This window comes from Streptomyces sp. NPDC001292 (assembly GCF_042896465.1).
Lineage (GTDB): Bacteria > Actinomycetota > Actinomycetes > Streptomycetales > Streptomycetaceae > Streptomyces.
In genome coordinates this window covers 556008-578267 of record NZ_JBIAXG010000001.1, presented here as the reverse complement: position 1 = coordinate 578267, position 22260 = coordinate 556008, and the positions used below count along the sequence as shown (strand labels likewise).

Annotated in this window: 20 protein-coding genes; 6 read left to right on the top strand and 14 right to left on the bottom strand. The window is 73.0% G+C overall.

The window, feature by feature from the left end:
* Nucleotides 1–40: 40 nt before the first annotated feature.
* A complete protein-coding gene (locus tag ACFY4A_RS02500; RefSeq protein ID WP_390827559.1) occupies nucleotides 41–1393 on the bottom strand; it encodes a class II 3-deoxy-7-phosphoheptulonate synthase in 1353 nt (450 codons plus the stop codon).
* A gap of 95 nt (nucleotides 1394–1488) precedes the next feature.
* On the bottom strand, nucleotides 1489–2637 hold the full coding sequence (locus ACFY4A_RS02495) for a glycoside hydrolase domain-containing protein (RefSeq protein WP_390827558.1): 1149 nt from the start codon (nucleotides 2635–2637) through the stop codon (nucleotides 1489–1491).
* Between the two features lie 82 nt (nucleotides 2638–2719).
* On the opposite strand from ACFY4A_RS02495, the gene ACFY4A_RS02490 reads away from it, so the two are divergent.
* Complete coding sequence (locus tag ACFY4A_RS02490; RefSeq protein ID WP_390827557.1) at nucleotides 2720–2986, top strand: trp operon leader peptide; 267 nt, start codon at nucleotides 2720–2722, stop codon at nucleotides 2984–2986.
* Between the two features lie 120 nt (nucleotides 2987–3106).
* Nucleotides 3107–5029 carry an anthranilate synthase family protein gene (locus tag ACFY4A_RS02485; protein WP_390827556.1) on the top strand — a complete coding sequence of 641 codons (1923 nt, stop codon included), beginning with the start codon at nucleotides 3107–3109 and terminating at the stop codon, nucleotides 5027–5029.
* Between the two features lie 85 nt (nucleotides 5030–5114).
* On the opposite strand, the gene ACFY4A_RS02480 is transcribed toward ACFY4A_RS02485, so the two are convergent.
* The 4 genes from ACFY4A_RS02480 to ACFY4A_RS02465 all read right to left on the bottom strand — a co-directional run bounded on the left by ACFY4A_RS02480 (nucleotide 5115) and on the right by ACFY4A_RS02465 (nucleotide 9103).
* Nucleotides 5115–6143, bottom strand: coding sequence for a 6-phosphofructokinase (locus tag ACFY4A_RS02480; RefSeq protein ID WP_390827555.1), 1029 nt, complete (start codon nucleotides 6141–6143; stop codon nucleotides 5115–5117).
* A gap of 164 nt (nucleotides 6144–6307) precedes the next feature.
* Nucleotides 6308–6985: a response regulator gene (locus tag ACFY4A_RS02475; protein WP_390827554.1), complete on the bottom strand. Its 678-nt coding sequence runs from the start codon at nucleotides 6983–6985 to the stop codon at nucleotides 6308–6310.
* Nucleotides 6982–8295, bottom strand: coding sequence for a MacS family sensor histidine kinase (gene macS / locus ACFY4A_RS02470; protein ID WP_390827553.1), 1314 nt, complete (start codon nucleotides 8293–8295; stop codon nucleotides 6982–6984). The genes ACFY4A_RS02475 and macS overlap by 4 nt, the downstream gene beginning before the upstream one ends.
* 22 nt (nucleotides 8296–8317) lie before the next feature.
* Nucleotides 8318–9103, bottom strand: coding sequence for a lysophospholipid acyltransferase family protein (locus ACFY4A_RS02465; RefSeq protein ID WP_390827552.1), 786 nt, complete (start codon nucleotides 9101–9103; stop codon nucleotides 8318–8320).
* Nucleotides 9104–9249: 146 nt separating this feature from the next.
* On the opposite strand from ACFY4A_RS02465, the gene ACFY4A_RS02460 reads away from it, so the two are divergent.
* A complete protein-coding gene (locus ACFY4A_RS02460; RefSeq protein ID WP_390827551.1) occupies nucleotides 9250–10029 on the top strand; it encodes an alpha/beta hydrolase in 780 nt (259 codons plus the stop codon).
* Nucleotides 10022–10792, top strand: a complete 771-nt coding sequence (locus ACFY4A_RS02455) for a hypothetical protein (protein ID WP_390827550.1) — start codon at nucleotides 10022–10024, stop codon at nucleotides 10790–10792. The genes ACFY4A_RS02460 and ACFY4A_RS02455 overlap by 8 nt, the downstream gene beginning before the upstream one ends.
* A gap of 232 nt (nucleotides 10793–11024) precedes the next feature.
* Here ACFY4A_RS02455 and ACFY4A_RS02450 read toward each other — a convergent pair whose 3' ends face one another.
* From ACFY4A_RS02450 to ACFY4A_RS02425, 6 genes are all read right to left on the bottom strand, one after another.
* The gene (locus ACFY4A_RS02450; protein ID WP_390827549.1) at nucleotides 11025–11783 is read right to left on the bottom strand and encodes an endonuclease/exonuclease/phosphatase family protein; all 759 of its coding nucleotides are present in this window, start codon (nucleotides 11781–11783) and stop codon (nucleotides 11025–11027) included.
* Nucleotides 11784–12095: 312 nt separating this feature from the next.
* The gene (locus tag ACFY4A_RS02445) at nucleotides 12096–13049 is read right to left on the bottom strand and encodes an ROK family glucokinase (RefSeq protein ID WP_390827548.1); all 954 of its coding nucleotides are present in this window, start codon (nucleotides 13047–13049) and stop codon (nucleotides 12096–12098) included.
* A 102-nt stretch (nucleotides 13050–13151) separates the two neighbouring features.
* Nucleotides 13152–13733, bottom strand: a complete 582-nt coding sequence (locus ACFY4A_RS02440; protein ID WP_390827547.1) for a DUF5304 domain-containing protein — start codon at nucleotides 13731–13733, stop codon at nucleotides 13152–13154.
* 57 nt (nucleotides 13734–13790) lie between these two features.
* Nucleotides 13791–14960 (bottom strand): ArsA family ATPase, encoded by a 1170-nt coding sequence (locus ACFY4A_RS02435; RefSeq protein ID WP_390827546.1) that lies wholly within the window; start codon nucleotides 14958–14960, stop codon nucleotides 13791–13793.
* 161 nt (nucleotides 14961–15121) lie between these two features.
* A complete protein-coding gene (locus tag ACFY4A_RS02430) occupies nucleotides 15122–15565 on the bottom strand; it encodes an SRPBCC family protein (RefSeq protein ID WP_390827545.1) in 444 nt (147 codons plus the stop codon).
* A gap of 145 nt (nucleotides 15566–15710) precedes the next feature.
* Nucleotides 15711–16508, bottom strand: coding sequence for a metallophosphoesterase (locus ACFY4A_RS02425; RefSeq protein WP_390827544.1), 798 nt, complete (start codon nucleotides 16506–16508; stop codon nucleotides 15711–15713).
* 241 nt (nucleotides 16509–16749) lie between these two features.
* Here ACFY4A_RS02425 and ACFY4A_RS02420 point away from each other — a divergent pair, with 241 nt between their 5' ends.
* Entirely contained in the window at nucleotides 16750–18546 is a 1797-nt protein-coding gene (locus tag ACFY4A_RS02420; protein ID WP_390827543.1) for an AMP-dependent synthetase/ligase, read from the top strand.
* Nucleotides 18547–18558: 12 nt separating this feature from the next.
* On the opposite strand, the gene ACFY4A_RS02415 is transcribed toward ACFY4A_RS02420, so the two are convergent.
* A complete protein-coding gene (locus ACFY4A_RS02415) occupies nucleotides 18559–19701 on the bottom strand; it encodes a glycosyltransferase family 4 protein (RefSeq protein ID WP_390827542.1) in 1143 nt (380 codons plus the stop codon).
* A 124-nt stretch (nucleotides 19702–19825) separates the two neighbouring features.
* Between ACFY4A_RS02415 and ACFY4A_RS02410 the strand changes: the two genes are divergently transcribed.
* Nucleotides 19826–21076: a glycosyltransferase 87 family protein gene (locus ACFY4A_RS02410; protein WP_390827541.1), complete on the top strand. Its 1251-nt coding sequence runs from the start codon at nucleotides 19826–19828 to the stop codon at nucleotides 21074–21076.
* On the opposite strand, the gene ACFY4A_RS02405 is transcribed toward ACFY4A_RS02410, so the two are convergent.
* A complete protein-coding gene (locus ACFY4A_RS02405) occupies nucleotides 21064–22254 on the bottom strand; it encodes a hypothetical protein (RefSeq protein WP_390827540.1) in 1191 nt (396 codons plus the stop codon). The two genes, ACFY4A_RS02410 and ACFY4A_RS02405, sit on opposite strands and share 13 nt — an antisense overlap.
* Between the last annotated feature and the right edge of the window lie 6 nt (nucleotides 22255–22260).

Sequence of the window (22260 nt, the reverse complement as noted above, 5' to 3'; positions counted from 1 at the left end):
ATCCGCGCCCCACTTCACGCTCCCGCGACGGGCGGGCGCCTCACTGGTCCCGGTACATCTCCGCGACCAGGAACGCCAGGTCCAGGGACTGGCTGCGGTTCAGACGCGGGTCGCAGGCCGTCTCGTAGCGCTGGTGCAGGTCGTCGACGAAGATCTCGTCGCCGCCGCCGACGCACTCGGTGACGTCGTCACCGGTCAGCTCCACATGGATGCCGCCGGGGTGCGTGCCGAGCCCCTTGTGAACCTCGAAGAAGCCCTTGACCTCGTCGAGCACGTCGTCGAAGCGGCGGGTCTTGTGACCGGAGGCCGCCTCGAAGGTGTTGCCGTGCATCGGGTCGGTCACCCAGGCCACCACCGCGCCCGAGGCCGTGACCTTCTCCACCAGCTCCGGGAGCCGGTCGCGGATCTTGTCGGCGCCCATACGGACGATGAACGTCAGCCGGCCGGGCTCCCGCTCGGGGTCGAGGCGGTCGATGTAGCGCAGCGCCTCCTCGGGCGTGGTCGCCGGGCCGAGCTTGACGCCGATCGGGTTGCGGATGCGCGAGGCGAACTCGATGTGCGCGTGGTCCAGCTGCCGGGTGCGCTCACCGACCCACACCATGTGCGCGGAGACGTCGTACAGCTGCCTGGTGCGCGAGTCGACGCGGGTCAGCGCCGACTCGTAGTCGAGCAGCAGCGCCTCGTGCGAGGAGAAGAACTCGACGGTCTTGAACTCCTCCGGGTCCGTGCCGCAGGCCCGCATGAAGTTCAGCGCGTTGTCGATCTCGCGCGCGAGCTGCTCGTAGCGCTGGCCGGACGGCGAGGACTTCACGAAGTCCTGGTTCCAGGCGTGCACCTGGCGCAGGTCGGCGTAGCCGCCGGTGGTGAAGGCGCGCACCAGGTTCAGCGTGGAGGCGGACGCGTGGTACATCCGCTTCAGCCGCTCGGGATCCGGGACGCGGGCGGCCTCGGTGAACTCGAAGCCGTTGACGGAGTCGCCGCGGTAGGTCGGCAGGGTCACCCCGTCGCGGGTCTCGGTCGGCTTGGAGCGCGGCTTGGAGTACTGGCCGGCGATCCGGCCGACCTTCACCACCGGCACCGAGGCGGCGTACGTCAGCACGGCGCCCATCTGGAGCAGGGTCTTGAGCTTGTTGCGGATGTGGTCGGCGGACACCGCGTCGAACGCCTCGGCACAGTCGCCGCCCTGGAGGAGGAACGCCTCTCCCCTGGCGACGGCCGCCATCCGGGCGCGCAGCTGGTCGCACTCGCCCGCGAAGACGAGCGGCGGATACGACTCGAGGTCCGCGATCACTGCGCGCAGAGCCTCGGGGTCGGGGTACTCGGGCTGCTGCGCCGCGGGCAGGTCTCGCCAGGTGTTGCCAGCGCTCGCGCTGGTCTTAGCGTTCACGGTCACCCCACCAAGATTACGGGGTCGCCAGGCGGGCACCTTCCTGCGTTCATCCAATGAGACGGACGGCGCCCGCTCGCGGGACGTCCCTCCCCAGGTGTTCAGGCGCCGGTGCCGACGTCCAGCTGGTCGCGGTCGATGTTGATGGTCACCGAACCGTACGTCTCGGTCCTGTTGCCCGCGTACTGGTGGATGCGCTGGTGACCGGCCCACAGGTCGGCCGGGATGGCGGTGTGGAGGGTGGTGTTCTCGTCGTTCCAGTGCGCGAAGTGGATCACGTCGGGCAGGGTGACCTGCCCGGCGTTGCCGACCAGGTCGGCGACCAGGGACGAGACGCTGCCGTACGCGCCGGACCGGTAGCCCAGTTCGTGCAGCCGCTCGGTCCAGGCCTCCAGGTAGCCGAGTACGCGCGCGGTGAGGGCGCCGCCCGGCGCGTACTGCTCCAGGTCGTTGTAGAGCACCGACCCCTTGGCGAAGCCGAGCGCCAAAGCCTGGGCGGCCGCGTCCTCCGCGGCCTCCATGCCCTGCGGCACCGGATCGGTGATCGACGCGCAGGAGTTCTGGCAGCTCCCGGCGCCGGAGGTGGGCTGCGGGCCGACGTAGAGCGGGAAGAAGCGCCACCCGTTCGCGTACTGCCTCTGCACCCACTCGGCGGTCAGTTTCGCCTGGGCGCAGGCGCGGTTGACCCCGCCGATGTAGACGCCGACGGCCCCGTACGGCGAGGCGGACCGCCAGGCGTCCATGGCCGTCCGACTCGGGGCTGTGCAGGTGTCGAAGCCCCTGCCCTGGTAGGCGGTCGCGTCGGCCGGCACGGCGCGCGCGGACGGTGCCGGTGCGGCTTCCCCGGCGCCGGCGGCGGCGACGGGCAGTCCGGCGCTGCGCAGCACCCGCTGGATCTCCGCGCGGTCCTCGCCGTACGGGGCCGTGACGGAGATTCCCTCGTTGGTGGCCGTCGCCCGGTAGACGCGGGACGTGCGGTCCTCGGTCACCGAGGCCTTCGTCGCCACCGCGGGCTGCACCCACAGGGCCTCGGTGCGCCCGACGGCACGGGCCGGGCAGTCCTGCTGCTCGCCGGGGGTGCCGAGGTAGACGGCGTGCCGGTCGAACCGGACGCAGGCGGTCGGCTCCTGGTCGAGGTCGACGACGGGCCAGCCGGCCGGGACGGTGAAGGTGTGGCCGCGGTAGCTGACGGTCTTCGTGGCGCCGTCGGCCGACGGCCGGGCGGCGGACGGCGCACCGGCGGCGAGCACCGCGCAGGCGACGCTCAGCGCGGTCAGCGCACGCCTCAGACGGAGGCGGAACCCCGCCGGGTGGGGCGATCGTAGTGCGGAAATGGCGTACTCCTCGGTCGGGCACGGGCGCGCGGCGGACGCCGGGGCACGGTCGGCACGCGGTGGACGCGGACCCTCTTTCCACCCCGCGCGGCCACCGGAAACCGGCCTGTGCTGCGTACGGACGTACCGGCGGCGCGGCCGCCGGGGGCCGCCACGGGCCGGACAGGGCCGCACGGCGTACCGATGGGGTAGGGTGCCGGGCATGTTCGCGCACTCGACCCAGAACCAGAACTGGTGGTGGACCGCTTCTCCGGCGGCCCGCTGACTGCGCGTATCCCACACTTCGCGAAGGCCGCCCGAGGGGCGGCCTTCGGCGTTCCCGGCGCTTCGGCCGTTCCTCACCGACATCGACCGACACCGATCGACATCAACGGAAGAGGAACCCATGGATCTGGCACGGCTGTTGCACGACCCCCGCCCCTTCGCCCTGCTGCGCCGCCGTACCCCGGGGCACGACCAGGACCTGGTCGAGGTGCTGCTCGGCCCGGTGACCGGTCGCGACCGGCTGGCCGACCTGCCCGACGAGGGCCTGGCGGTCGTACCGTTCCGGCAGATCCGCGAGCGCGGCTTCGACGTCCGTGACGACGGCACCCCCCTGCTGGTGCTGACGCCCGAGGAGACGGGCACGGTCCCGCTCGCCGAGGCCCTGGCTCAGCTCCCCACGCACCCGGTGCGCGTCGAGGGCGGCGGCTTCGACGTCGGCGACGAGGAGTACGCGCAGATCGTCGGGCGGGTGCTGCGCGAGGAGATCGGCGCGGGCGAGGGCGCGAACTTCGTGATCCGGCGGACGTACGAAGGGGAGATCCCGGGCTTCGGGCGGGCCGACGCTCTGGCGCTGTTCCGGCGGCTGCTGGAGGGCGAGCGGGGGGCGTACTGGACCTTCGTCGTGCACACCGGGGACCGGACGCTGGTCGGCGCCAGCCCCGAGGTGCACGTGCGCATGTCCGGCGGGACGGTCGTGATGAACCCGATCAGCGGGACGTACCGCTACCCCGCCGAGGGGCCGACGCCCGAGCACCTGCTCGGCTTCCTCGCCGACGGCAAGGAGATCGAGGAGCTGTCGATGGTCGTCGACGAGGAGCTCAAGATGATGTGCACCGTCGGCGACATGGGCGGGGTGGTCGTCGGCCCGCGCCTGAAGGAGATGGCGCACCTGGCGCACACCGAGTACGAGCTGCGCGGCCGGTCCTCCCTGGACGTACGCGAGGTGCTCAAGGAGACCATGTTCGCCGCGACCGTCACCGGGTCGCCGGTGCAGAACGCCTGCCGGGTCGTCGAACGGCACGAGACCGGCGGGCGCGGCTACTACGCCGGCGCCCTCGCCCTCCTCGGCCGCGACTCCGGCGGCGCCCAGACCCTGGACTCCCCCATCCTCATCCGCACCGCCGACATCGACGCACACGGCCGGCTGCGCGTACCGGTCGGCGCCACCCTCGTCCGCGGCTCCGACCCGGCGGGCGAGGTCGCCGAGACGCACGCGAAGGCGGCGGGCGTGCTGGCGGCGCTGGGCGTGCGGCCCGCACGGCCGCGCAGGGAGCGGTCGCGGCCCCGGCTCGCCGACGACCCGCGGGTGCGGGCGGCCCTGGACGGGCGGCGGGCCCTTCTCGCGCCGTTCTGGCTGCGGATGCAGAGCGGGGTCTCGGGCGCCCGGGCGCAGTCGGAGGCCGGGGCAAGCGCGCCGGGACTGACCGGGCACACCCTGGTCGTGGACGGCGAGGACACCTTCACCGCGATGCTCGCGCACGTGCTGCGGTCGTCGGGGCTGACCGTCAGCGTGCGCCGCTACGACGAGCCCGGGCTGCGCGCGTCCCTGCTCGCGCACGAGGGGCCGGTCGTCCTCGGCCCCGGTCCCGGCGACCCGTGCGACCCGGACGACCCGAAGATGCGGCTGCTGCGCGCGCTGACCGCGGAGATGCTCACCGAGCACCGGCACGGCGTTCTCGGGGTCTGCCTCGGACACGAGCTGATCGCGGCCGAGCTGGGTCTGGAGATCGTCCGCAAGGAGGTGCCCCACCAGGGCGCCCAGACCGGGATCGACCTGTTCGGCCGGGCCGAGACCGTGGGCTTCTACAACAGCTTCGTGGCGCACTGCGACGACGAGGCGCACGCCGAGTTGTCCGCGCACGGAATCGAGGTCAGCCGGAGCGCGTCCGGTGAGGTGCACGCGTTGCGCTCCGACAGGTTCGCGTCGGTGCAGTTCCACCCCGAGTCCGTGCTGACACTGAACGGCCAGGCGATCGTCTGCGCGCTGCTGGCCGGTCAGCTGCGCGGCGCCGGAACGCACCGCGAGCCGCGGCGCGTTCCGTAGCCGAGGACGCGCGCACCGAGGGCGCCGCCGGTCAGGTCGGCGGCGCCCTCGGTGCGGTGTGCGGGAGGGGAGGCCGGTGGCGGGGTCAGCCGAAGAAGACCCCGACCTCCTCGTACAGCTTCGGGTCGACCGTCTTCAGCTTCGCGGTGGCCTCCGCGATCGGGACGCGGACGATGTCGGTGCCGCGCAGGGCGACCATCTTGCCGAAGTCGCCGTCGCGGACGCACTCGATGGCGTGCAGCCCGAACCGGGTGGCCAGCCAGCGGTCGAAGGCGCTGGGCGTGCCGCCGCGCTGGATGTGCCCGAGGACGGTGGTCCGCGCCTCCTTCCCGGTGCGTGCCTCGATCTCCTTGGCCAGCCACTCGCCGACCCCGGACAGCCGCACGTGCCCGAAGGAGTCGAGCGAGGAGTCCTTCAGGACCATGTCGCCGTCCTTGGGCATGGCCCCCTCGGCTACGACGACGATCGGGGCGTACGACGCCTTGAAGCGGGAGGTGATCCAGGCGCACACCTGGTCGAGGTCGAAGCGCTGCTCGGGGATGAGGATGACGTTCGCGCCGCCGGCGAGGCCGGAGTGGAGGGCGATCCAGCCGGCGTGACGGCCCATCACCTCGCAGACCAGGACCCGCATATGGGACTCGGCGGTGGTGTGCAGCCGGTCGATCGCCTCGGTGGCGATGCCGACCGCGGTGTCGAATCCGAAGGTGTAGTCGGTGGCCGACAGGTCGTTGTCGATGGTCTTGGGCACGCCCACGCAGGGCACGCCGTACTCGTCGCTCATCCGCGCGGCCACGCCGAGGGTGTCCTCGCCGCCGATCGCGACGAGCGCCTCGACCTCCTGCTTGGCGAGGTTGTCCTTGATCCGCCGGATGCCGTCCTCCTGCTTGAGGGGGTTGGTCCGAGAGGAGCCGAGGATGGTGCCGCCGCGGGGCAGGATGCCGCGCACCGCGGGGATGTCGAGACGGATGGCGTCGTTCTCGAGGGGGCCCCGCCAGCCGTCCCGGAAGCCGACGAAGTCATAGCCGTACTCCTGCACGCCCTTGCGGACGATGCCCCGGATGACGGCGTTGAGCCCGGGGCAGTCGCCGCCTCCGGTCAATACTCCGACCCGCATGGAAAAGTCCCTTCGCCGCGGTTGCCTGGTGAAGGTCACGCTAATGGTGGCCCACGTCACTTCGGCATGGGGTGGAGGGTCAATTCCACTGAATTGCCGGGTAGTTGATCACGGCGAATCCACCCGAAAGGGTGGCGGCCGCGCGTATGCGGGTTTACTCGCCCTTACTCGCCGTCGAGCCCGCGCTCGATGGCGTACCGCACCAGCTCCACCCGGTTGTGCAACTGGAGCTTGCCCAGGGTGTTCTGGACGTGGTTCTGGACCGTGCGGTGGGAGATCACCAGGCGCTCGGCGATCTGCTTGTAGCTCAGGCCCTTGGCTACCAGGCGCAGCACCTCGGTCTCGCGGTCGGTGAGCCGGGGCGCCTTCGGCTCACCGGCGTCCGCGGCGGGCGCGGGCTCGGCGGCCAGGCGCCGGTACTCGCCGAGGACCAGGCCCGCCAGGCCCGGTGTGAACACCGGGTCGCCCACGGCCGTGCGGCGCACCGCGTCCAGCAGCTCCTGGGTCGAGGCCGACTTCAGCAGGTAGCCCGTCGCGCCCGACTTCACGGCCTCCAGCACATCGGCGTGCTCGCCGCTCGCGGACAGCACCAGTACGCGCAACGCCGGGTTGGAGCCGACGAGTTCCTTGCAGACCTGGACCCCGGGCTTCGCGGGCAGGTTCAGGTCCAGTACGAGCACGTCGGGCGCGGCGGCCCTGGCGCGGCGCACCGCCTGCTCGCCGTCGCCCGCGGTGGCGACCACCTCGAAGCCGGAATCGGTCAGGTCGCGGGCCACGGCGTCGCGCCACATCGGGTGGTCGTCGACCACCATCACCTTGATCGGATCCTGCTCCGCGCTCATCGGCTCTCCGCCTTCCCCCGCGTCCACGGCGCGCCCTTCGCGCTCCTCGTGTGCTCGCCGTCGTTCGTGGTGTTCGTGTTCTTGGGTACGTTCAGTTCGACCTCCGTGCCCTGGCCGGGCACCGAGATCAGCTCGGCGCTGCCGCCGATGTCGCGCAGCCGGCCCCGGATCGACAGGGCCACGCCGAGCCGGCCCTCGCCCTCGGCCTGGGCGAGCCGCCCCTGCGGGATACCGGGACCGTCGTCCCGTACGGTCACGATCACCGACTCCGGCTCGTCCTCGACCAGGATCCAGGCCCGCGCGCCCTCGCCCGCGTGCCGGCGGACGTTGTCCAGCGCGGCTCCGACGGCGGCGGCCACCTCGCGGGCGGCGGCGGGTCGCAGCAGCACCGGGGCGCCCGGTTCGGCGAGGCTGACCCGGGCGCCGGCGTATGGGGCGAGCAGCGCGCGCAGATCGACGGGTTTGTCGGCGCCGTCGTCCGAGTCCTCGTCGACCGTCCGGACGACCGCGCCCCCGGACGCGTCTGCGGCCGTGTCCCCTGACGTGTCCCCTGGCGTATCCCTTGTCGCCCGGGGGACCGGGACCAGCCCGCCGGAGACCAGGGTGCGCAGCGCCACCTCCTGCTCGCCCGCCAGCCGGCCCAGTTCGGCGGCCTCGCCCCCGATCACCGCGCCGCGCCGCTGCACCATGGCCAGCACCTGGAGCACCCCGTCGTGGATGTCCCGGGCCAGGCGCTCCCGTTCCCGGGTGGCCGCCTCGATCTCGAGGGCGCGGGCGAGGGTGCGCTCGGAGGCGCGGGCGACCTCGACGACGTAGCCGATGGCGATGGAGGCGACCCAGACCAGGATCACGTTGTGCACGGTGTCGCGAGCCGGGGAGCCGCGCTCGACCAGGTTGGCGGCGGCGACCGCGGTGGAGGCGACCGCGGCCCAGCGCCAGCCGCCCTTGATGGCGAAGGCGAGGACGGAGCCGGCGGTCCAGATCGAGGGCAGAGTCGGGCCGCCGTCCGCGATCCGCGCGGGGGCGTCGGCGACGGGGGTGAGGAGGATGCCGGTCAGCGCCAGGGTGAGGTCGGCGGCGAGGAAACGCTTGGTGCAGTTCGCGGCGTTCGCGACCTTGGGCAGCGTGGCCAGGGTCCACACGGACAGCACGCAGTAGTAGGCGATGGCGACCCCGGGGCGCGGGAACCGGTCGTAGCCGGTGGCGAACAGGCCGACCGCGTAGAGCATGGTCAGCACCCGGTATCCGGCGAGCGCGCGCCACAGCGGCTGCTCGACCGACATCCTCATCACGTGTTGCCGCTTCGGCATGTCCCCCCCTTGGCGGTTCGCCCTACTCCGCCTGCTTCTCCTTCTCGGCCTTTTCCCTCTCGGCCCGCCCGAGCGCCGCCTTCTGGGCCTTGTCCGCCGCCTTCCCCGCCGTCTTCTCCGCTTCCTTCTCGGCCTTGGCCGCCTCCGCGATCTGCCGCTTGGCCGCGGTCGCGTAGATGTCGACGTACTCCTGGCCGGAGAGCTTCATGATCTCGTACATGACCTCGTCCGTCACCGCCCGCAGCACGAAACGGTCGTGCGCGAGGCCCTGGTAACGGCTGAAGTCCAGCGGCTTGCCGATGCGTATCCCCGGGCGCATCAGCTTGGGGACGACCTTCCCGGGGGGCTGGATCTTCTCCGTGTCGATCATGGCGACCGGGATGACGGGCGCTCCGGTGGCCAGGGCCACGCGGGCCAGGCCGCCCGGCTTGCCGCGGTAGAGGCGGCCGTCGGGCGAGCGGGTGCCCTCCGGGTAGATGCCGAACAGCTCGCCGCGCTGCACCACCTCTATGCCGCTCTTCACCGCGGCATCGCCCGCGCCGCGCTTCCCGGAGCGGTCCACGGGGAGTTGGCCCACGCCTTTGAAGAACGCGGCGGTGAGCCGGCCCTTGACCCCGGGCGTGGTGAAGTACTCGGCCTTCGCGATGAAGGTGACCTTTCGGTGGAGCACCACCGGCAGGAAGAAGGAGTCCGAGAAGGACAGGTGATTGCTCGCCAGGATGGCGGGGCCCTCGGCCGGGATGTTCTCCAGGCCCTCCACCCAGGGCCGGAAGGCGAGCTTCAGCGGCCCCCCGATGGCTACCTTCATCGCGCCGTAGAACAACCGAGTGCCTTCCTGTGTGTGTCAATCAGACGATACCGCCGGGTACCGTCTGTGGGACCGACGGCCCTGGTCGGTGTCAGTGCGGTCGCGTACGGTGAAGTACCTGCAATCGACGACCACAGGAGAGCGACGTGCCGGTGCTCCCCGGAGCCGAGCCGTTCCGCCACGAGGGCGGGGAGGTCGGCGTCCTCCTCTGCCACGGCTTCACCGGTTCCCCCCAGTCCCTGCGCCCCTGGGGGAGGTACCTCGCCGAGCGCGGCCTGACCGTCTCGCTCCCGCTGCTGCCCGGGCACGGCACGCGCTGGGAGGACATGCAGCTCACCGGCTGGCCGGACTGGTACGCGGAGGTGGACCGCGAGCTGCGGGTCCTGCGCGAGTCCTGCGCGCGTGTGTTCGTGGCCGGCCTGTCCATGGGCGGAGCGCTGGCGCTGCGGCTGGCCGCCCGGCACGGGGACGCGGTCGCGGGCGTCGTGGTCGTCAACCCGGCCAACAAGGTGCACGGCCTGTCCGCGTACGCCCTGCCGGTGGCCCGCCATGTCGTACGGACCAGGAAGGGCATCGCGAGCGACATCGCGCTGGAGGGCGCCGCCGAGCTGGGGTACGACCGGGTGCCGCTGCACGCCGCGCACTCGCTCAGGGCCTTCTTCCGGATGCTCGACGGCGAGCTGCCGCAGGTCACCCAGCCGCTGCTGCTTCTGCGCAGCCCGCAGGACCATGTGGTGCCGCCGGTCGACTCGGCACGGATCCTCGGCCGGGTCTCCTCCACGGACGTCGCGGAGGTCCTGCTGGAACACAGCTACCACGTCGCGACGTTGGACCACGACGCGGACCGGATCTTCGAGGAGAGCTACGCCTTCATCGGCCGGCTCGCACCCAGTGTCGGCAAGGAAGGGACGACGGCAGGTGGCTGAGCACGACTCCGACCGCGAGAACCGCGACGGCCGCGAGCCGGTCGAACCGGTGGAGCCGCCCGAACCGGTCACACCGGCCGGACCCGTCGGGCCGGCCGAGCAACGCGCCGAGCCCGGCGTGCCCGCCGGGAAGGAAGGCACCGCCTTCGACGAGGAGGCCGCCTGGGCGGCGATCGTCGCCGGGTACGGCGAGGAGCCGCCGGACCCGCCGGGCTCGAGGCCGTTCCGGCCGATCGAGGACCTGGCGCTGCCGCCGGACCCCGGGACGCAGGACGAGAAGCTGTGGAAGGACAGGAAGGACGAGGGCGCCAAGGGCGACAGGAACGGCAAGGACGGCAGGGACGGCAGGGACGGCAAGGACGGCAAGGACGGGGAGAGCGAGGCGGGCCCGCCCGCCCCGGCCGGGCGGCTGGGCGGCTCGGTCTCCTTCGCACCCGGTGTCAGCACCCCCGGCGGGGGACCGCGCGACTACTCGCTCGCCGAACCCTCCGACGACGACTTCGACGAGGGTGACGAGGGCCACTTCGTCCCGCCGGAGCCGCCCCCGCTGCCGTCCGCCGACCCGACCGCGAAGTTCGCCTGGCTCGCGGTGATCGGCGGGCCCGTCCTGCTCCTGCTGGCCGTCCTGTTCGGCTGGGAGATGACGTGGTGGCTCACCACGCTCGGCATCGGCGGTTTCCTGGGCGGCTTCGCGACGCTGGTGATGCGGATGAAGCCGGGCGACGATGACGACGACGACCCGGGCCGCGGAGCGGTCGTCTGAGCCCCGGGGGCCGACCGGACGACCGGCCCCCGGCCCCGCGACCGGCCCCCGGCCCTAGGGCGCGTTTCGAAAGTCCCGCCTGCCCCGCGACGCCTGGCACGGCGCCTCGCCGCGTTGTCGGGATCGCCCGCGTACGGCCCAGTACGCGGACGACCCTCCGCCTTGCGATGCACCGCACCAGACGCCGCGGGGCCCGCCCTCCGGGCGGACGGCGCTACTTTCGAAACACGCCCTAGGTAAGCGCCGGGACCCTGAGTGCGGCCAGCACCGGCAGGTGGTCCGTGGCCGCCCTCAGGTCCGCCTCCGTCACGCCGGGCCGACCGAGGGGCACCCCGCAGCCGAGGACCTCGATGCCGCGGGTGGCGAACACCGCGTCGATGCGCCGGTGCGGATCGGCGGACGTCCAGGTGTCCTCCGCGCCCCAGGGGGCGGAGGCCCAGCCGTCCTGGAGCGACCCGGCCAGCCGCCGGAACGCCGGCCCGTCCGGCCCCTCGTTGAGGTCGCCGCCCGCCACCGCGTGCTCCACACCCATCCCGGCCAGCCGGTCCAGGAGCACGCCGGCCTGTTCGTACCGCTCGTGCGCGTTCAGCGAGAGGTGGCAGCTGACGACGCCGAGCCGGGCGCCCCCGAACCGGACGACCGCCGTGGCCAGGCCCCGCCGGTGCAGTCCGGGGGTGAGCGGCAGCAGCACGTCCTCGGTGCGCTCCACGGTGGCCCTGAGCGAGCAGAGGATCGCCGGGCCCGCGGCCGTCGCGCCCCCGGTGAGGATCACCAGGTCCGAGGCCGCAGCGAGCCGGGCCAGCTTCTTGCGCCAGCGGAAGAAGCGCGGCGCCTCCTGGACGAGGACGAGATCGGGCGCGCAGGCGCGGATCACCCGGGCCAGCGCCTCGGTGTCGTCCCGCATCGACCGGACGTTGTGGCTCAGGACGCGGATGACGGCGGAACCATCGGGTTCTGTGCGGGAGTTGGGCAGCAGCATGACGATCAACATACGCCGCGGTCGGCTGCGGGCCCTCCTTTGGATCGGACCGGCTCAGGGAGCGGTGTCTGGTGCTGGGGGGCACCTCCCACGCCCTTCAGGCAGTGGGTGGGCATCGCAAGGCGCAGGAGGGCGGCGGGGGTGGAGCCCTGCCGACCGACGACGACGCGGCTGGGGTCCCACCTGCTCGAAGAGCTTGGGGGAGCGGTGCCAGACCCCGCGAGCCCGGCATGATCCAGACGAGGGACCCCAGGCGCCGGTACGGCGGCGCCCACCGGTCCCGGCCGGACGGGGACGGTGGGCGCGCTCGGGGTGCGACCGGCACTACATGATCGGGTCGGGCTCCCGGGCGAGGTCCGCCGCGCCCACCAGACCGGCCTTGTTGCCGAGCTGGGCGGCGAGGACGTCGGCGACCGGGCGCCAGTTGCCGCCGACCAGCCAGCGCTTGTAGGACTTGCGGATCGGCTCCAGGACCAGCTCGCCCTCGTCGGAGAGGCCGCCGCCGACGATGAACGCGGACGGGTCGAACAGCGAGGCCAGATCGGCCAGGCCGGCGCCCACCCAGCGGGCCAGTTCGCGGTAGGAGTCGACGGCCACCGGGCAGCCCTGGCGGGCGGCCATGGAGATGTGCTTGCCCTCGATGCCCTCGGGGGTGCCGTCACCGAGGGCGAGCAGCACCTCCGCGCTCTCGGGGGCGGCGTTGGCGCGCTGCTTGGCGTACCTCACCAGGGCGCGCCCCGAGGCGTACTGCTCCCAGCAGCCCTGCGAGCCGCAGCCGCACAGCAGACCGTCCGGGACCATCCGGATGTGGCCGAACTCGGCGGCCACGCCGAAGTGGCCGCGGCGCAGCTTGTTGCCGATGACGATGCCGCCGCCGAGGCCGGTGCCGAGCGTGATGCAGATGACGTTGCGGTGGCCCTTGCCGGCGCCGAACTTGTACTCGCCCCAGGCCGCGGCGTTGGCGTCGTTCTCCACGACGACCGGCAGGGCGACGCGCGCCTCGACCTCCTCCTTGAGCGGCTCGTTGCGCCAGTCGATGTTGGGCGCGAAGTAGACTGTGGAGCGCTGCCGGTTGACGTATCCGGCGGCGCCGATGCCCACGCCGACGATCTCGTGCCCCGCGCGTGCGCCCTCGACCGCAGAGGCGATGGCGTCCACGATGGCCTCGGGCGTAGTGGGGGTCGGCACCTTGAAGGTCGAGAGGATGTTGCCTTCCTCGTCGACCACGCCGGCCGCGATCTTCGTGCCGCCGATGTCGACGCCGATGGTGAGTCCCATGAGTCCCTCAGTTCCGGTCGAGCCCCGCTACGGCCAACCGTACCCGAGGCCCTGCCGTCGGATTCGCGTCGTCCGGACGGTCGGTCCAGGTCGTCCGGCCGGTCAGTCCAAGTCGATGCGCTCGCCGCCGCCGGTGCCCTCACCGGGGTCGCGGCGGTCGTCGGGGCGGGTGTCCGGGTCGTCGAGTTCGCCCCGCGGGGACTCGCCCGTGCGGGACGACGTCCAGCGGCGCTCCTGGGCCTCGACGGCCGAGCGGTACGCGGCGAGGAGTTCGCCGCCGGCCGCCGCCAGGTGCTCGAAGACCTCGGGGTTGCGCTCGACGACCGGCTCGACGGCCGCCTTGGCCTGCTGGACCATCTGCCGCACCACCTGCTCGGCCGCGGGTCCGGCGAGCGCGCCGAACAGCGGCGCCTGGATCGACGACAGCTTGTCGGCGACGGTGTCGACGAACTTGCGCAGCTCCTCGGCGGCCGATCCCGGCGGCGGGCCGTACCGCGCTCGGCGGCGGGCCTGCTCCGCCGCGAGGTCCTCGGCGCAGGCCGTGGACCAGGCGTCGGCGTCCGTGACGCGCCGCTCCCCCGGGTCCCCGGCTTCGCTCGAACGGGGGGTGTCCCCGCGGCCGCCGGGCTCCTCCTGAGCGGCGTCGTCCCGAGCGGCGTCGGACGGTGGGCGCTCTTCGCTCATGGCGGACTCCTGACTACGGTTCGTCCCTACGACGTTACCCGAACGGGGGTACGCGGTTCATCTCTCGCGGGGCCACAGCGCGGGGTCCGGAGCGAACCGGATCCGCAGCTCGCCGTCGCGCAGGGCGGCCCCGCCGACGGTGCACCGGCGCAGCGCCGAGGGCAGCGGCACGACACGGCGGAACGGCCCGGCGGTGACCGCGAGTTCGTCGCCGAGCCGGATGAGGTCCAGCTCCTCGCGTATGGCGCCGGGCAGCGGGATGTGCCACACGAGGACCCCGTCCTCGGCGAGCCGGTCGGTCACGGGCCACTCGACCGGGGCGGCCGCCGGGTGCACGCCGGGCACGGCGAGGGCGGCGAGATCGTCCAGACCGCGCGGGTCCCGGCCCAGGTGCGGAGCCGGGTGGACGGTGTAGGTCTCCCGCCACTCGTCGAGGGTCTTGCGCTGCTGTGCGACGGGGGCGGCCAGCCAGGAGTCCGCGGCGGTCTCCGGCAGGACCCGGCCCGCGACGAGGCACTCCACGGCCAGTCCACGCAACGCCAGGCCCAGGGCGGCGCTCCGGACGGCGTCGGCGCCGGCCGGTCCGGGTTCGGCGACCAGGCGTACGCGGGTGCCGGGGTCGGCGACGACCGCCGCCACGGCGGCCAGCTCGACGTCCCAGCGTGCCGCCGTCTCGTACAGCCACTCGGCCGGCATCGGGACGCCGGCGAGCCGGCCGAGCACGGGCCGCAGGGCGCGGGCCGCCTGCCGCTCGGGCGGGAGCAGCCGGCGCAGATAGCGGCGCAGCTCCTCGGGCAGCGCGAGCAGGGCGAGCGCCTGCGGCGCCGGGGGCAGGTCGACGACCAGCAATTCGAACCGCTCCGACAGGGCCGCGTCGCGCAGCGCGCGCAGCAGGGCGAGCTCCTCGGCTCCCGGCAGCGGGGTGACCTCCTCGGTGTCCAGGCGGGAGGCCCCGAGGAGGTCGAGCACAGTACCCGCGCGGTCCTGGAACGCGGCGAGGTCGGCCCGGAAGCCGGCCGCCGCGTCGGGGCGCCAGGCGGTCAGCCTCGGCGCGACGCACACCGGCTCCGCACCGGTCGGCACCCCGAGCGCCGCGCCGAGGGCGTCCGTGCGGTCGGCGCTGAGCACAAGGGTCTCGACGCCGTCACGGGCGGCGGTCAGTGCGGTGGCGGCGGAGACGGTCGTACGGCCGCTGCCGCCCGGGCCCGTGATCAGGAGGGTGCGCATGACGTTGAACGGTAGCTGGCTTTGACGGCTCGGTCGCCCACGGACGCTTTCGGCCGGTGTCGGCGGCGCGCCCTCCGGCTCCCTCCGGCCGGCGCCTGGGGACGCGTGTCCCGGGTGGGCCCTCGCCGTCGGCCCGGGACCGCCCGCGGGCCGCGCGGGCCCTACTTCTCGCCCGACTCCACGCGCTTCTTCAGACCCGCGAGGGCGCGGTCGATGATGACCTTCTCGGCCTTGCGCTTGATCATGCCGAGCATGGGGATCTTGACGTCGACGGTGAGGCGGTAGGTCACCTCGGTGGCGTACACGCCCGCGGGCTTGAGGACGTAGGAGCCGTCCAGGGAGCGCAGCATCTGGGACTTCACCAGGGTCCAGGAGACCTCGTGGTCGCCGGTCCAGGTGTACGCGAGGGTCTGGTCGTCCTTGATGGCGCCCGCGTCCATGACGAGGCGGACCTGATGGGCGCGGCCCTGGTCGTCGGTCTTGAGGACCTCGGCCTCCTTCACCTCACCGGTCCAGTCGGGGTAGCGGGCGAAGTCGGCGATCACCCCCATGACGTCGGCCGGTGGCGCCTCGATCGTGATGCTCGAGCTGGTGTGTTCCGCCATCGCCGTGGCTCCTCCAGATGCGGGCCGGTAGTGCGGCCGGGTGAGGCCGGTGGTGCGCTCCTCGTGCGCACGTGTGTGCAGCGTGAAGGCTACCGCGCGCCCGGCCGCCGGACTCCACCCCCACCTGGGCGATCGGCCGGAATGGTCACCATTCGAGCACCCAGGGCCGGCCGCTCCCGGCGAAGTGCCCCACGTTCACGCATTCGGTCGCGCCGATCCGCATCCGCCGGACCAGCGGCTGGTGGACGTGGCCGAAGAGGGCGTACCGGGGCCGGGTGCGACGGATGACCTCCAGCAGGGCGCGGCTGCCCCGCTCGAAGCGGCGCGCGACGGTGTCGTAGACGAGTTCCGGCACCTCGGGCGGGATGTGCGTGCACAGCACGTCGACCTCGCCGACCGCCTCGATCTTGGCCGCGTACTCCTCGTCGCCGATCTCGAACGGGGTGCGCATGGGGGTGCGCAGGCCGCCGCCGACGAAGCCGAAGACACGCCCGCCGATCTCCACCCGCTGCCCGTCGAGCACGGTGGTGCCCTCGCGGGCGTACTCCTGCCACAGGGCAGGCATGTCGACGTTGCCGTAGGTGGCGTACGTCGGAGTGGGGAACGCGGCGAAGAGCTCCGCGTACTGCTTGCGCACCGCCTGCTCCATCACCGTGGCCCGGTCGCCGTCGATGCCCGCCCACAGCCGGGCGCCGAACTCGCGCGCCTCGGCGAAGCGGCGGGCGGTGCGCAGCTCGACGATGCGGTCGGCGTTCTCCACGCCGAACAGGTCGGGGAAGATCCCGCGCGAATGGTCGGCGTAGTCGAGGAAGAGGATCAGGTCACCGAGGCACACCAGGGCGTCGGCGCCCTCTCCGGCTCGGGCCAGGTCGCGCGCGTTGCCGTGCACGTCGCTGACCACATGGATGCGCCTTCTGCCGTGACGGGCCGATGTGGGTGCCATGACGATCAAGCGTAGGCGGGCGTGGCATACGTGAACAGTGGCGGCCGGAAACGGCGTTACTGGCCGGTCATTCAGCGGGTCGACTACTGTGCGCAGGGGAACGTCGATCCGTGTGACGCAGCGAACATCTCGCCGGGTCCCCCTGTCGAAGAACCATACCGGCGGGTAACGTCCGGGCCGTCCAGTCGTTTCTGGATTTCAACAACGTCGTGGCGCCGGCGCCCTATGAGGAGCAGCAGTCTTGCGCGAGTTCAGCCTTCCGGCTCTGTACGAGGTCCCTGCGGACGGGAATCTGACCGACATCGTCCGCAGAAACGCCGCGCAGCATCCCGACGTCGCCGTCATCGCGCGCAAGGTCGACGGCGCCTGGCAGGACGTCACGGCACGGGCCTTCCTCGCCGAGGTGCACGCCGCCGCCAAAGGCCTGATCGCCTCCGGCATCCAGCCCGGCGACCGGGTGGGCCTCATGTCCCGTACGCGCTACGAGTGGACGCTGCTGGACTTCGCGATCTGGAGCGCCGGCGCGATCACCGTGCCGGTGTACGAGACCAGTTCACCGGAGCAGGTGCGGTGGATCCTCGGCGACTCCGGCGCGACCGCCTGCGTCGTGGAACTGGACCAGCACGCCGCCGCCGTCGACGCGGTGCGCGACACGCTGCCGGCGCTGAAGAACGTCTGGCAGATCGAGGCCGGCGGGGTCGAGGAGCTCGGCCGGGCCGGCCGGGACATCAGCGACGCTGCGGTGGAGGAGCGCGGCTCGCTGGCGAAGGCCGACGACCCGGCGACCATCGTGTACACCAGCGGCACCACCGGCCGGCCCAAGGGCTGTGTGCTCACCCACCGCGCCTTCTTCGCCGAGTGCGGCAACGTCGTGGAGCGGCTGCGTCCGCTGTTCCGCACCGGCGAGTGCTCGGTGCTGCTCTTCCTGCCGCTGGCGCACGTCTTCGGCCGGCTGGTCCAGGTCGCCCCGATGATGGCGCCGATCAGGCTGGGCTGCGTCCCGGACATCAAGAACCTCACCGACGAACTGGCCGCGTTCCGCCCCACGCTGATCCTCGGTGTCCCGCGCGTCTTCGAGAAGGTCTACAACGGGGCGCGCGCCAAGGCGCAGGCGGACGGCAAGGGCCGGATCTTCGACAAGGCGGCCGACACTGCGATCGCCTACAGCAAGGAGCAGGACAGCCCCTCGGGCCCCTCGCTCGGGCTGCGGATCAAGCACAAGGTGTTCGACAAGCTGGTCTACGGCAAGCTGCGCGCTGTGCTCGGCGGGCGCGGCGAGTACGCCATCTCCGGCGGCGCCCCGCTCGGCGAGCGCCTCGGCCACTTCTACCGCGGTATCGGCTTCACGGTCCTGGAGGGCTACGGCCTGACCGAGTCCTGCGCGGCGACCGCCTTCAACCCCTGGGACCGGCAGAAGATCGGCACGGTCGGCCAGCCGCTGCCCGGCTCGGTGATCCGCATCGCGGACGACGGGGAGGTGCTGCTGCACGGCGAGCACCTGTTCAAGGAGTACTGGAACAACCCCGGCGCGACCCGGGAGGCGCTGGCCGACGGCTGGTTCCACACCGGTGACATCGGCACGCTCGACGAGGACGGCTACCTCAGGATCACCGGCCGCAAGAAGGAGATCATCGTCACCGCGGGCGGCAAGAACGTCGCCCCGGCCGTGATCGAGGACCGCATCCGGGCGCACGCGCTGGTCGCGGAGTGCATGGTGGTGGGCGACGGGCGGCCGTTCGTGGGCGCGCTGGTCACCCTCGACGAGGACTTCCTGCACCGCTGGTGCGCCGAGCACGGCAAGCCGGCAAACTCCACCGCGGCGTCGCTGCGTGACGACCCGGACCTGAACGCGGCGATCCAGGCGGCGGTCGACGACGGCAACGCGGCGGTGTCGAAGGCGGAGTCGGTGCGGAAGTTCCGCATCCTGTCCTCCCAGCTCACGGAGGAGTCGGGGCACCTCACCCCGTCGCTGAAGCTCAAGCGGAACGTGGTGGCGCAGGACTACGCGGAGGAGATCGAGGCGCTCTACGCCAAGTAGCGCGCCGCTCCGCTACATCAGCTCCTGGAGCCGCTGGGCCAGCAGGTCCCAGCGCCACTTCTCCTCGACCCAGGCCCTCCCCCGCTCCCCCATGCGGCGGCGCAGTGCGGCGTCCCCCAGGAGCGTGACGACGCGGTCGGCGGCCTCCTCGGGGGAGCCACCGCGCACGACCCAGCCGGTCTCGCCGTCGAGCACCGCGTCGGGCGCGCCGCCGGAGTCCCCGGCGACCACGGGCAGTCCGGTCGCGGACGCCTCCAGGTAGACGATGCCGAGCCCCTCGACGTCGAGTCCGCCGCGCCGGGTGCGGCAGGGCATGGCGAAGACGTCACCGGCGCCGTAGTGCGCGGGCAGCTCGGCCCAGGGCACCGCGCCCGTGAAGCGCACGGAGCCGGACACGCCGGTCCGCTCCGCCAGGTCGCGCAGCTCCTTCTCGTACGGCCCACCGCCGACGATCAGCAGCACGGCGTCCGGCTCGGCGGCCAGGATCCGGGGCATGGCCAGGATCAGCGTGTCCTGCCCCTTGCGCCTGACCAGCCGCGAGACGCACACGACCACCGGCCGGTCGGTGAGCCCGAGCCGGGCCCGCACCTCGTCACCGCCCGAGCCGGGGTGGAAGGTCTTCTCGTCGACGCCCGGCGGCACTCGCACCATCCGTCCGGCCGCCTCGGGCGTCAGCGCGGCGGCGATCCGGGAGCGGGTGTACTCGCCGAGGTAGGTGATCGTGTCCGTCGACTCCCCGATGCGGCGCAGGAGTCCTCGGGCGGCGGGCAGCCGCGCCCACCCCGCCTCGTGCCCGTGGGTGGTGGCCACCAGCCGCTCGGCGCCCGCCCTCCTCAGGGCCGGCGCCATCAGCCCGAGCGGCGCCGCCGCCCCGAACCACACCGCGGTGCAGCCGTGTTCGCGGAGCAGCCCGACCGCGCGCCGGGTCGCGCCCGGCGTCGGCAGCAGCATCGTCGTGCGGTCCCGCACGACGGTGAAGGGCTGCTCCGCGTCGAACGCGGCCGTCGCCTCGACGCCCTCCCGGCCCCGCTTCCAGGTGGAGGCGTAGACGACCAGCCGCTCGGGGTCCAGACGCAGCGCCATGTTGTGCAAAAACGCCTGGATCCCACCCGGCCGGGGCGGAAAGTCGTTGGTCACGATGAGGGTCTTGCGCACAACCGCCGACCCTACCGAACCGGGTCGGGCCCGGATACGGCCGGCCGAATGGCCCGCGCACCGCCGGCCGGGAGATCATGTGCCCTCGACGGAAACTCCACGGACGCAATGGGCAGGGGCTGCAATGGGCGGGACGGGGACGAGGCACGGCCTGGCGTGGGTCCTGGCGTCCTGGGGCGTTACCCGCGCGGCGCTGCTGCTCTTCACGCTCAAGGTGCTGGTCTCCCCGGGCCCGGTCGACGTCACCGTCGACGTGTCCGTGACCTACCAGAACTGGTACGAGGTCCTGCGGCACGGCAGCTTCCCGGTCGACGACGTCACCTGGCAGTACCCGCCCGCCGCCGCGCTGGCGATCCTCTCCCCCGCCGTCCTGCCCTTCCTCGACTACGCCACGGCCTTCTACGTCCTGGCCCTGCTGGCCGACCTGGCGGTGCTGTGCCTGCTGCTGTGCGCCGGCCGGCGCCCCGGCCGGCCGCTGCGCGGCGCCTGGGTCTGGACGGCGGGGGCGCCCCTGCTCGGCCCGGTCCTGTACGCCCGCTACGACGTGATGGTGACCGCGGTGGCCGTGGCCGCGCTGCTGGCGGGCGCCCGGCACCCGCGCGCGGCAGGGGCGCTGGCCGGCTTCGGGGCGATGCTGAAGGTGTGGCCGGTCCTGCTGCTGCCGGGCCTGCTGGGCACGGCCCGGCGCCGTGCGTGGACGGCCGCGGCGGTGACTGCGGCGGCGCTCGCCTCGCTGCTGGCGCTCACCATGCCCGGCTCCCTGTCGTTCCTGACCGCCCAGCGCGACCGGGGGACGGAGGTGGAGTCGCTGGGCGCGCTCGCCCTCCACGTGGCCCGGCAGTTCGGCTGGAGCGGGCGAGTGCAGTTCAACTACGGCTCGATGGAGTTCGTCGGCCCGTACGTCGGCGTGGTGAGCACCGCCTCCCTGGTACTGACCGGAGCCGCCTTCGGCTGGCTGCTGCTGTGGCGGCTGCGGGCCCGCCGCTTCGTCCCGCACACGCTCGCGGAGGCCGCGTTCACGGCCGTACTGCTCTTCACGACGACCAGCCGGGTCATCAGCCCGCAGTATCTGGTGTGGCTGGTCGGGACGGCCGCCGTCTGCCTGTGCTTCCGGGACAGCGGCATGCGGCTGCCGACCGGGCTGGTGCTGGTGGCGACCTTCGTGACGTTCCTGGAGTTCCCGGTCTTCTTCGCGGACGTCGTCGCGAGCGACCTCCTCGGCGTCACCCTCCTGTTCCTGCGCAACGGCCTGCTGGTGGCCGCCTGCGCGACCGCGTGCCGCGTCCTGTGGCGCTCCACGGTCACCGGTCCGCCTCCGGTATCTCTGCCCGCTCAGGCCGCCCGTCGCACCGCGCGGCTCGATCAGCCCAGTTGACCTCTCAGGTACGCGCGCCACTGTTCGGTGAACCGTTCCAGGGTGGTGCCGAGAACCTCGCGCAGGGCGTCCTCGACGGCGCCCGCGCGTGAGTCGTGCGCGCCCACGGAGCGGTAGAAGTCGTCGAGGCGCTGCTCGCCCCAGTGGTCGGCGATCATGCGGCAGGCCATCCAGCCGCTCTCGTAGGCCCGGGCGAGCCGGGCCGGGCCGCCGGCGAAGCCGAAGTCCGCGTCGGACGGCAGGGCGGCGGGGACGTCCCCGTCGGCCACGGCGCGCCGCAGTTCGGGCGCGGCCTCGTCCGGGGTGCGGCCGGTGCCGCGGTAGCCGACCCAGTCCGCGTAGCCCTCGGAGAGCCACAGCGGTGTGGCGGCGTTGGTGTGGGCGCGGGTGGCGACGTGGGTCGTCTCGTGCGTGAGGACGACCTGTTTGCCGAGTGACCCGAGCATGCCGTAGGCGGCGGGATTGACGATGATGCGGTCCGCGGGCGTCCGGCCCGCGCCCCCGGTCTCGCCCGTGGTGACGGCGGCGATCCCTCGGTAGTTGGAGGCGGGCGAGCCGAGCAGTCCGGCCATGCCCTCCAGGGTCTTGGGGACCAGCAGGACGACCCGCCGGCTCCAGTCCGTGCCCCACGCGTCCGACACCGCGGGTATCGCGCGGTCGGCCAGATCGGCGTAGCCGCGCAGGACCGCGTCGCCGTGCCCGACACCGAGCACGAGGCCGCGCCGCCCGTGGACCACCGAGACCGTGCCCTGGTCCCACAGTTGCTCGGCGGACTTCTTCTCCGGCCGGTCGGAGTCGACGTACCACTTCCCGTCGGCGCCGGTGGACAGGGTCAGCGTGCGGCCGGCGGTGACGGGCGCCTTGTCGTAACCGGTGACCCGGTACCGCAGTTCGGCGTGCGCGACCGCGGTGTCGCCGCTGCGGCGCAGGCTCTTCAGCCGGTAGGACCAGGCCGTCAGCGGGACGGCCCACAAGTTCGCGTACGGGGCCCGGGTCCCGGTGGCGGCGTACGCCGCCGGGTCGTGGTCGAGGACCGCCGCCGCACGCCGGTCGAGCACCCGCTGCACCTCGGCCTTCGCGGTGTCGGCCGCGGACGGCCCGCCGCACGCCGTCAGGGACGCGAGCAGCAGGCACACCGCCATGACCGAGGAATTCGACGCCCGCCTACGACCAGCCATTTCCCG

Excerpts from the sequence above, each read along its gene's own strand:
- ACFY4A_RS02475 (WP_390827554.1), bottom strand. The coding sequence starts at position 6,985 with ATGAGCGCGGAGCAGGATCCGATCAAGGTGATGGTGGTCGACGACCAC.
- ACFY4A_RS02425 (WP_390827544.1), bottom strand. The coding sequence starts at position 16,508 with ATGGCACCCACATCGGCCCGTCACGGCAGAAGGCGCATCCATGTGGTC.
- ACFY4A_RS02485 (WP_390827556.1), top strand. The coding sequence starts at position 3,107 with ATGGATCTGGCACGGCTGTTGCACGACCCCCGCCCCTTCGCCCTGCTG.
- ACFY4A_RS02430 (WP_390827545.1), bottom strand. The coding sequence starts at position 15,565 with ATGGCGGAACACACCAGCTCGAGCATCACGATCGAGGCGCCACCGGCC.
- ACFY4A_RS02435 (WP_390827546.1), bottom strand. The coding sequence starts at position 14,960 with ATGCGCACCCTCCTGATCACGGGCCCGGGCGGCAGCGGCCGTACGACC.
- ACFY4A_RS02465 (WP_390827552.1), bottom strand. The coding sequence starts at position 9,103 with ATGAAGGTAGCCATCGGGGGGCCGCTGAAGCTCGCCTTCCGGCCCTGG.
- ACFY4A_RS02480 (WP_390827555.1), bottom strand. The coding sequence starts at position 6,143 with ATGCGGGTCGGAGTATTGACCGGAGGCGGCGACTGCCCCGGGCTCAAC.
- ACFY4A_RS02490 (WP_390827557.1), top strand. The coding sequence starts at position 2,720 with ATGGCGTACTCCTCGGTCGGGCACGGGCGCGCGGCGGACGCCGGGGCA.
- ACFY4A_RS02450 (WP_390827549.1), bottom strand. The coding sequence starts at position 11,783 with ATGTTGATCGTCATGCTGCTGCCCAACTCCCGCACAGAACCCGATGGT.
- ACFY4A_RS02410 (WP_390827541.1), top strand. The coding sequence starts at position 19,826 with ATGGGCGGGACGGGGACGAGGCACGGCCTGGCGTGGGTCCTGGCGTCC.
- ACFY4A_RS02440 (WP_390827547.1), bottom strand. The coding sequence starts at position 13,733 with ATGAGCGAAGAGCGCCCACCGTCCGACGCCGCTCGGGACGACGCCGCT.
- macS (WP_390827553.1), bottom strand. The coding sequence starts at position 8,295 with ATGCCGAAGCGGCAACACGTGATGAGGATGTCGGTCGAGCAGCCGCTG.
- ACFY4A_RS02405 (WP_390827540.1), bottom strand. The coding sequence starts at position 22,254 with ATGGCTGGTCGTAGGCGGGCGTCGAATTCCTCGGTCATGGCGGTGTGC.
- ACFY4A_RS02445 (WP_390827548.1), bottom strand. The coding sequence starts at position 13,049 with ATGGGACTCACCATCGGCGTCGACATCGGCGGCACGAAGATCGCGGCC.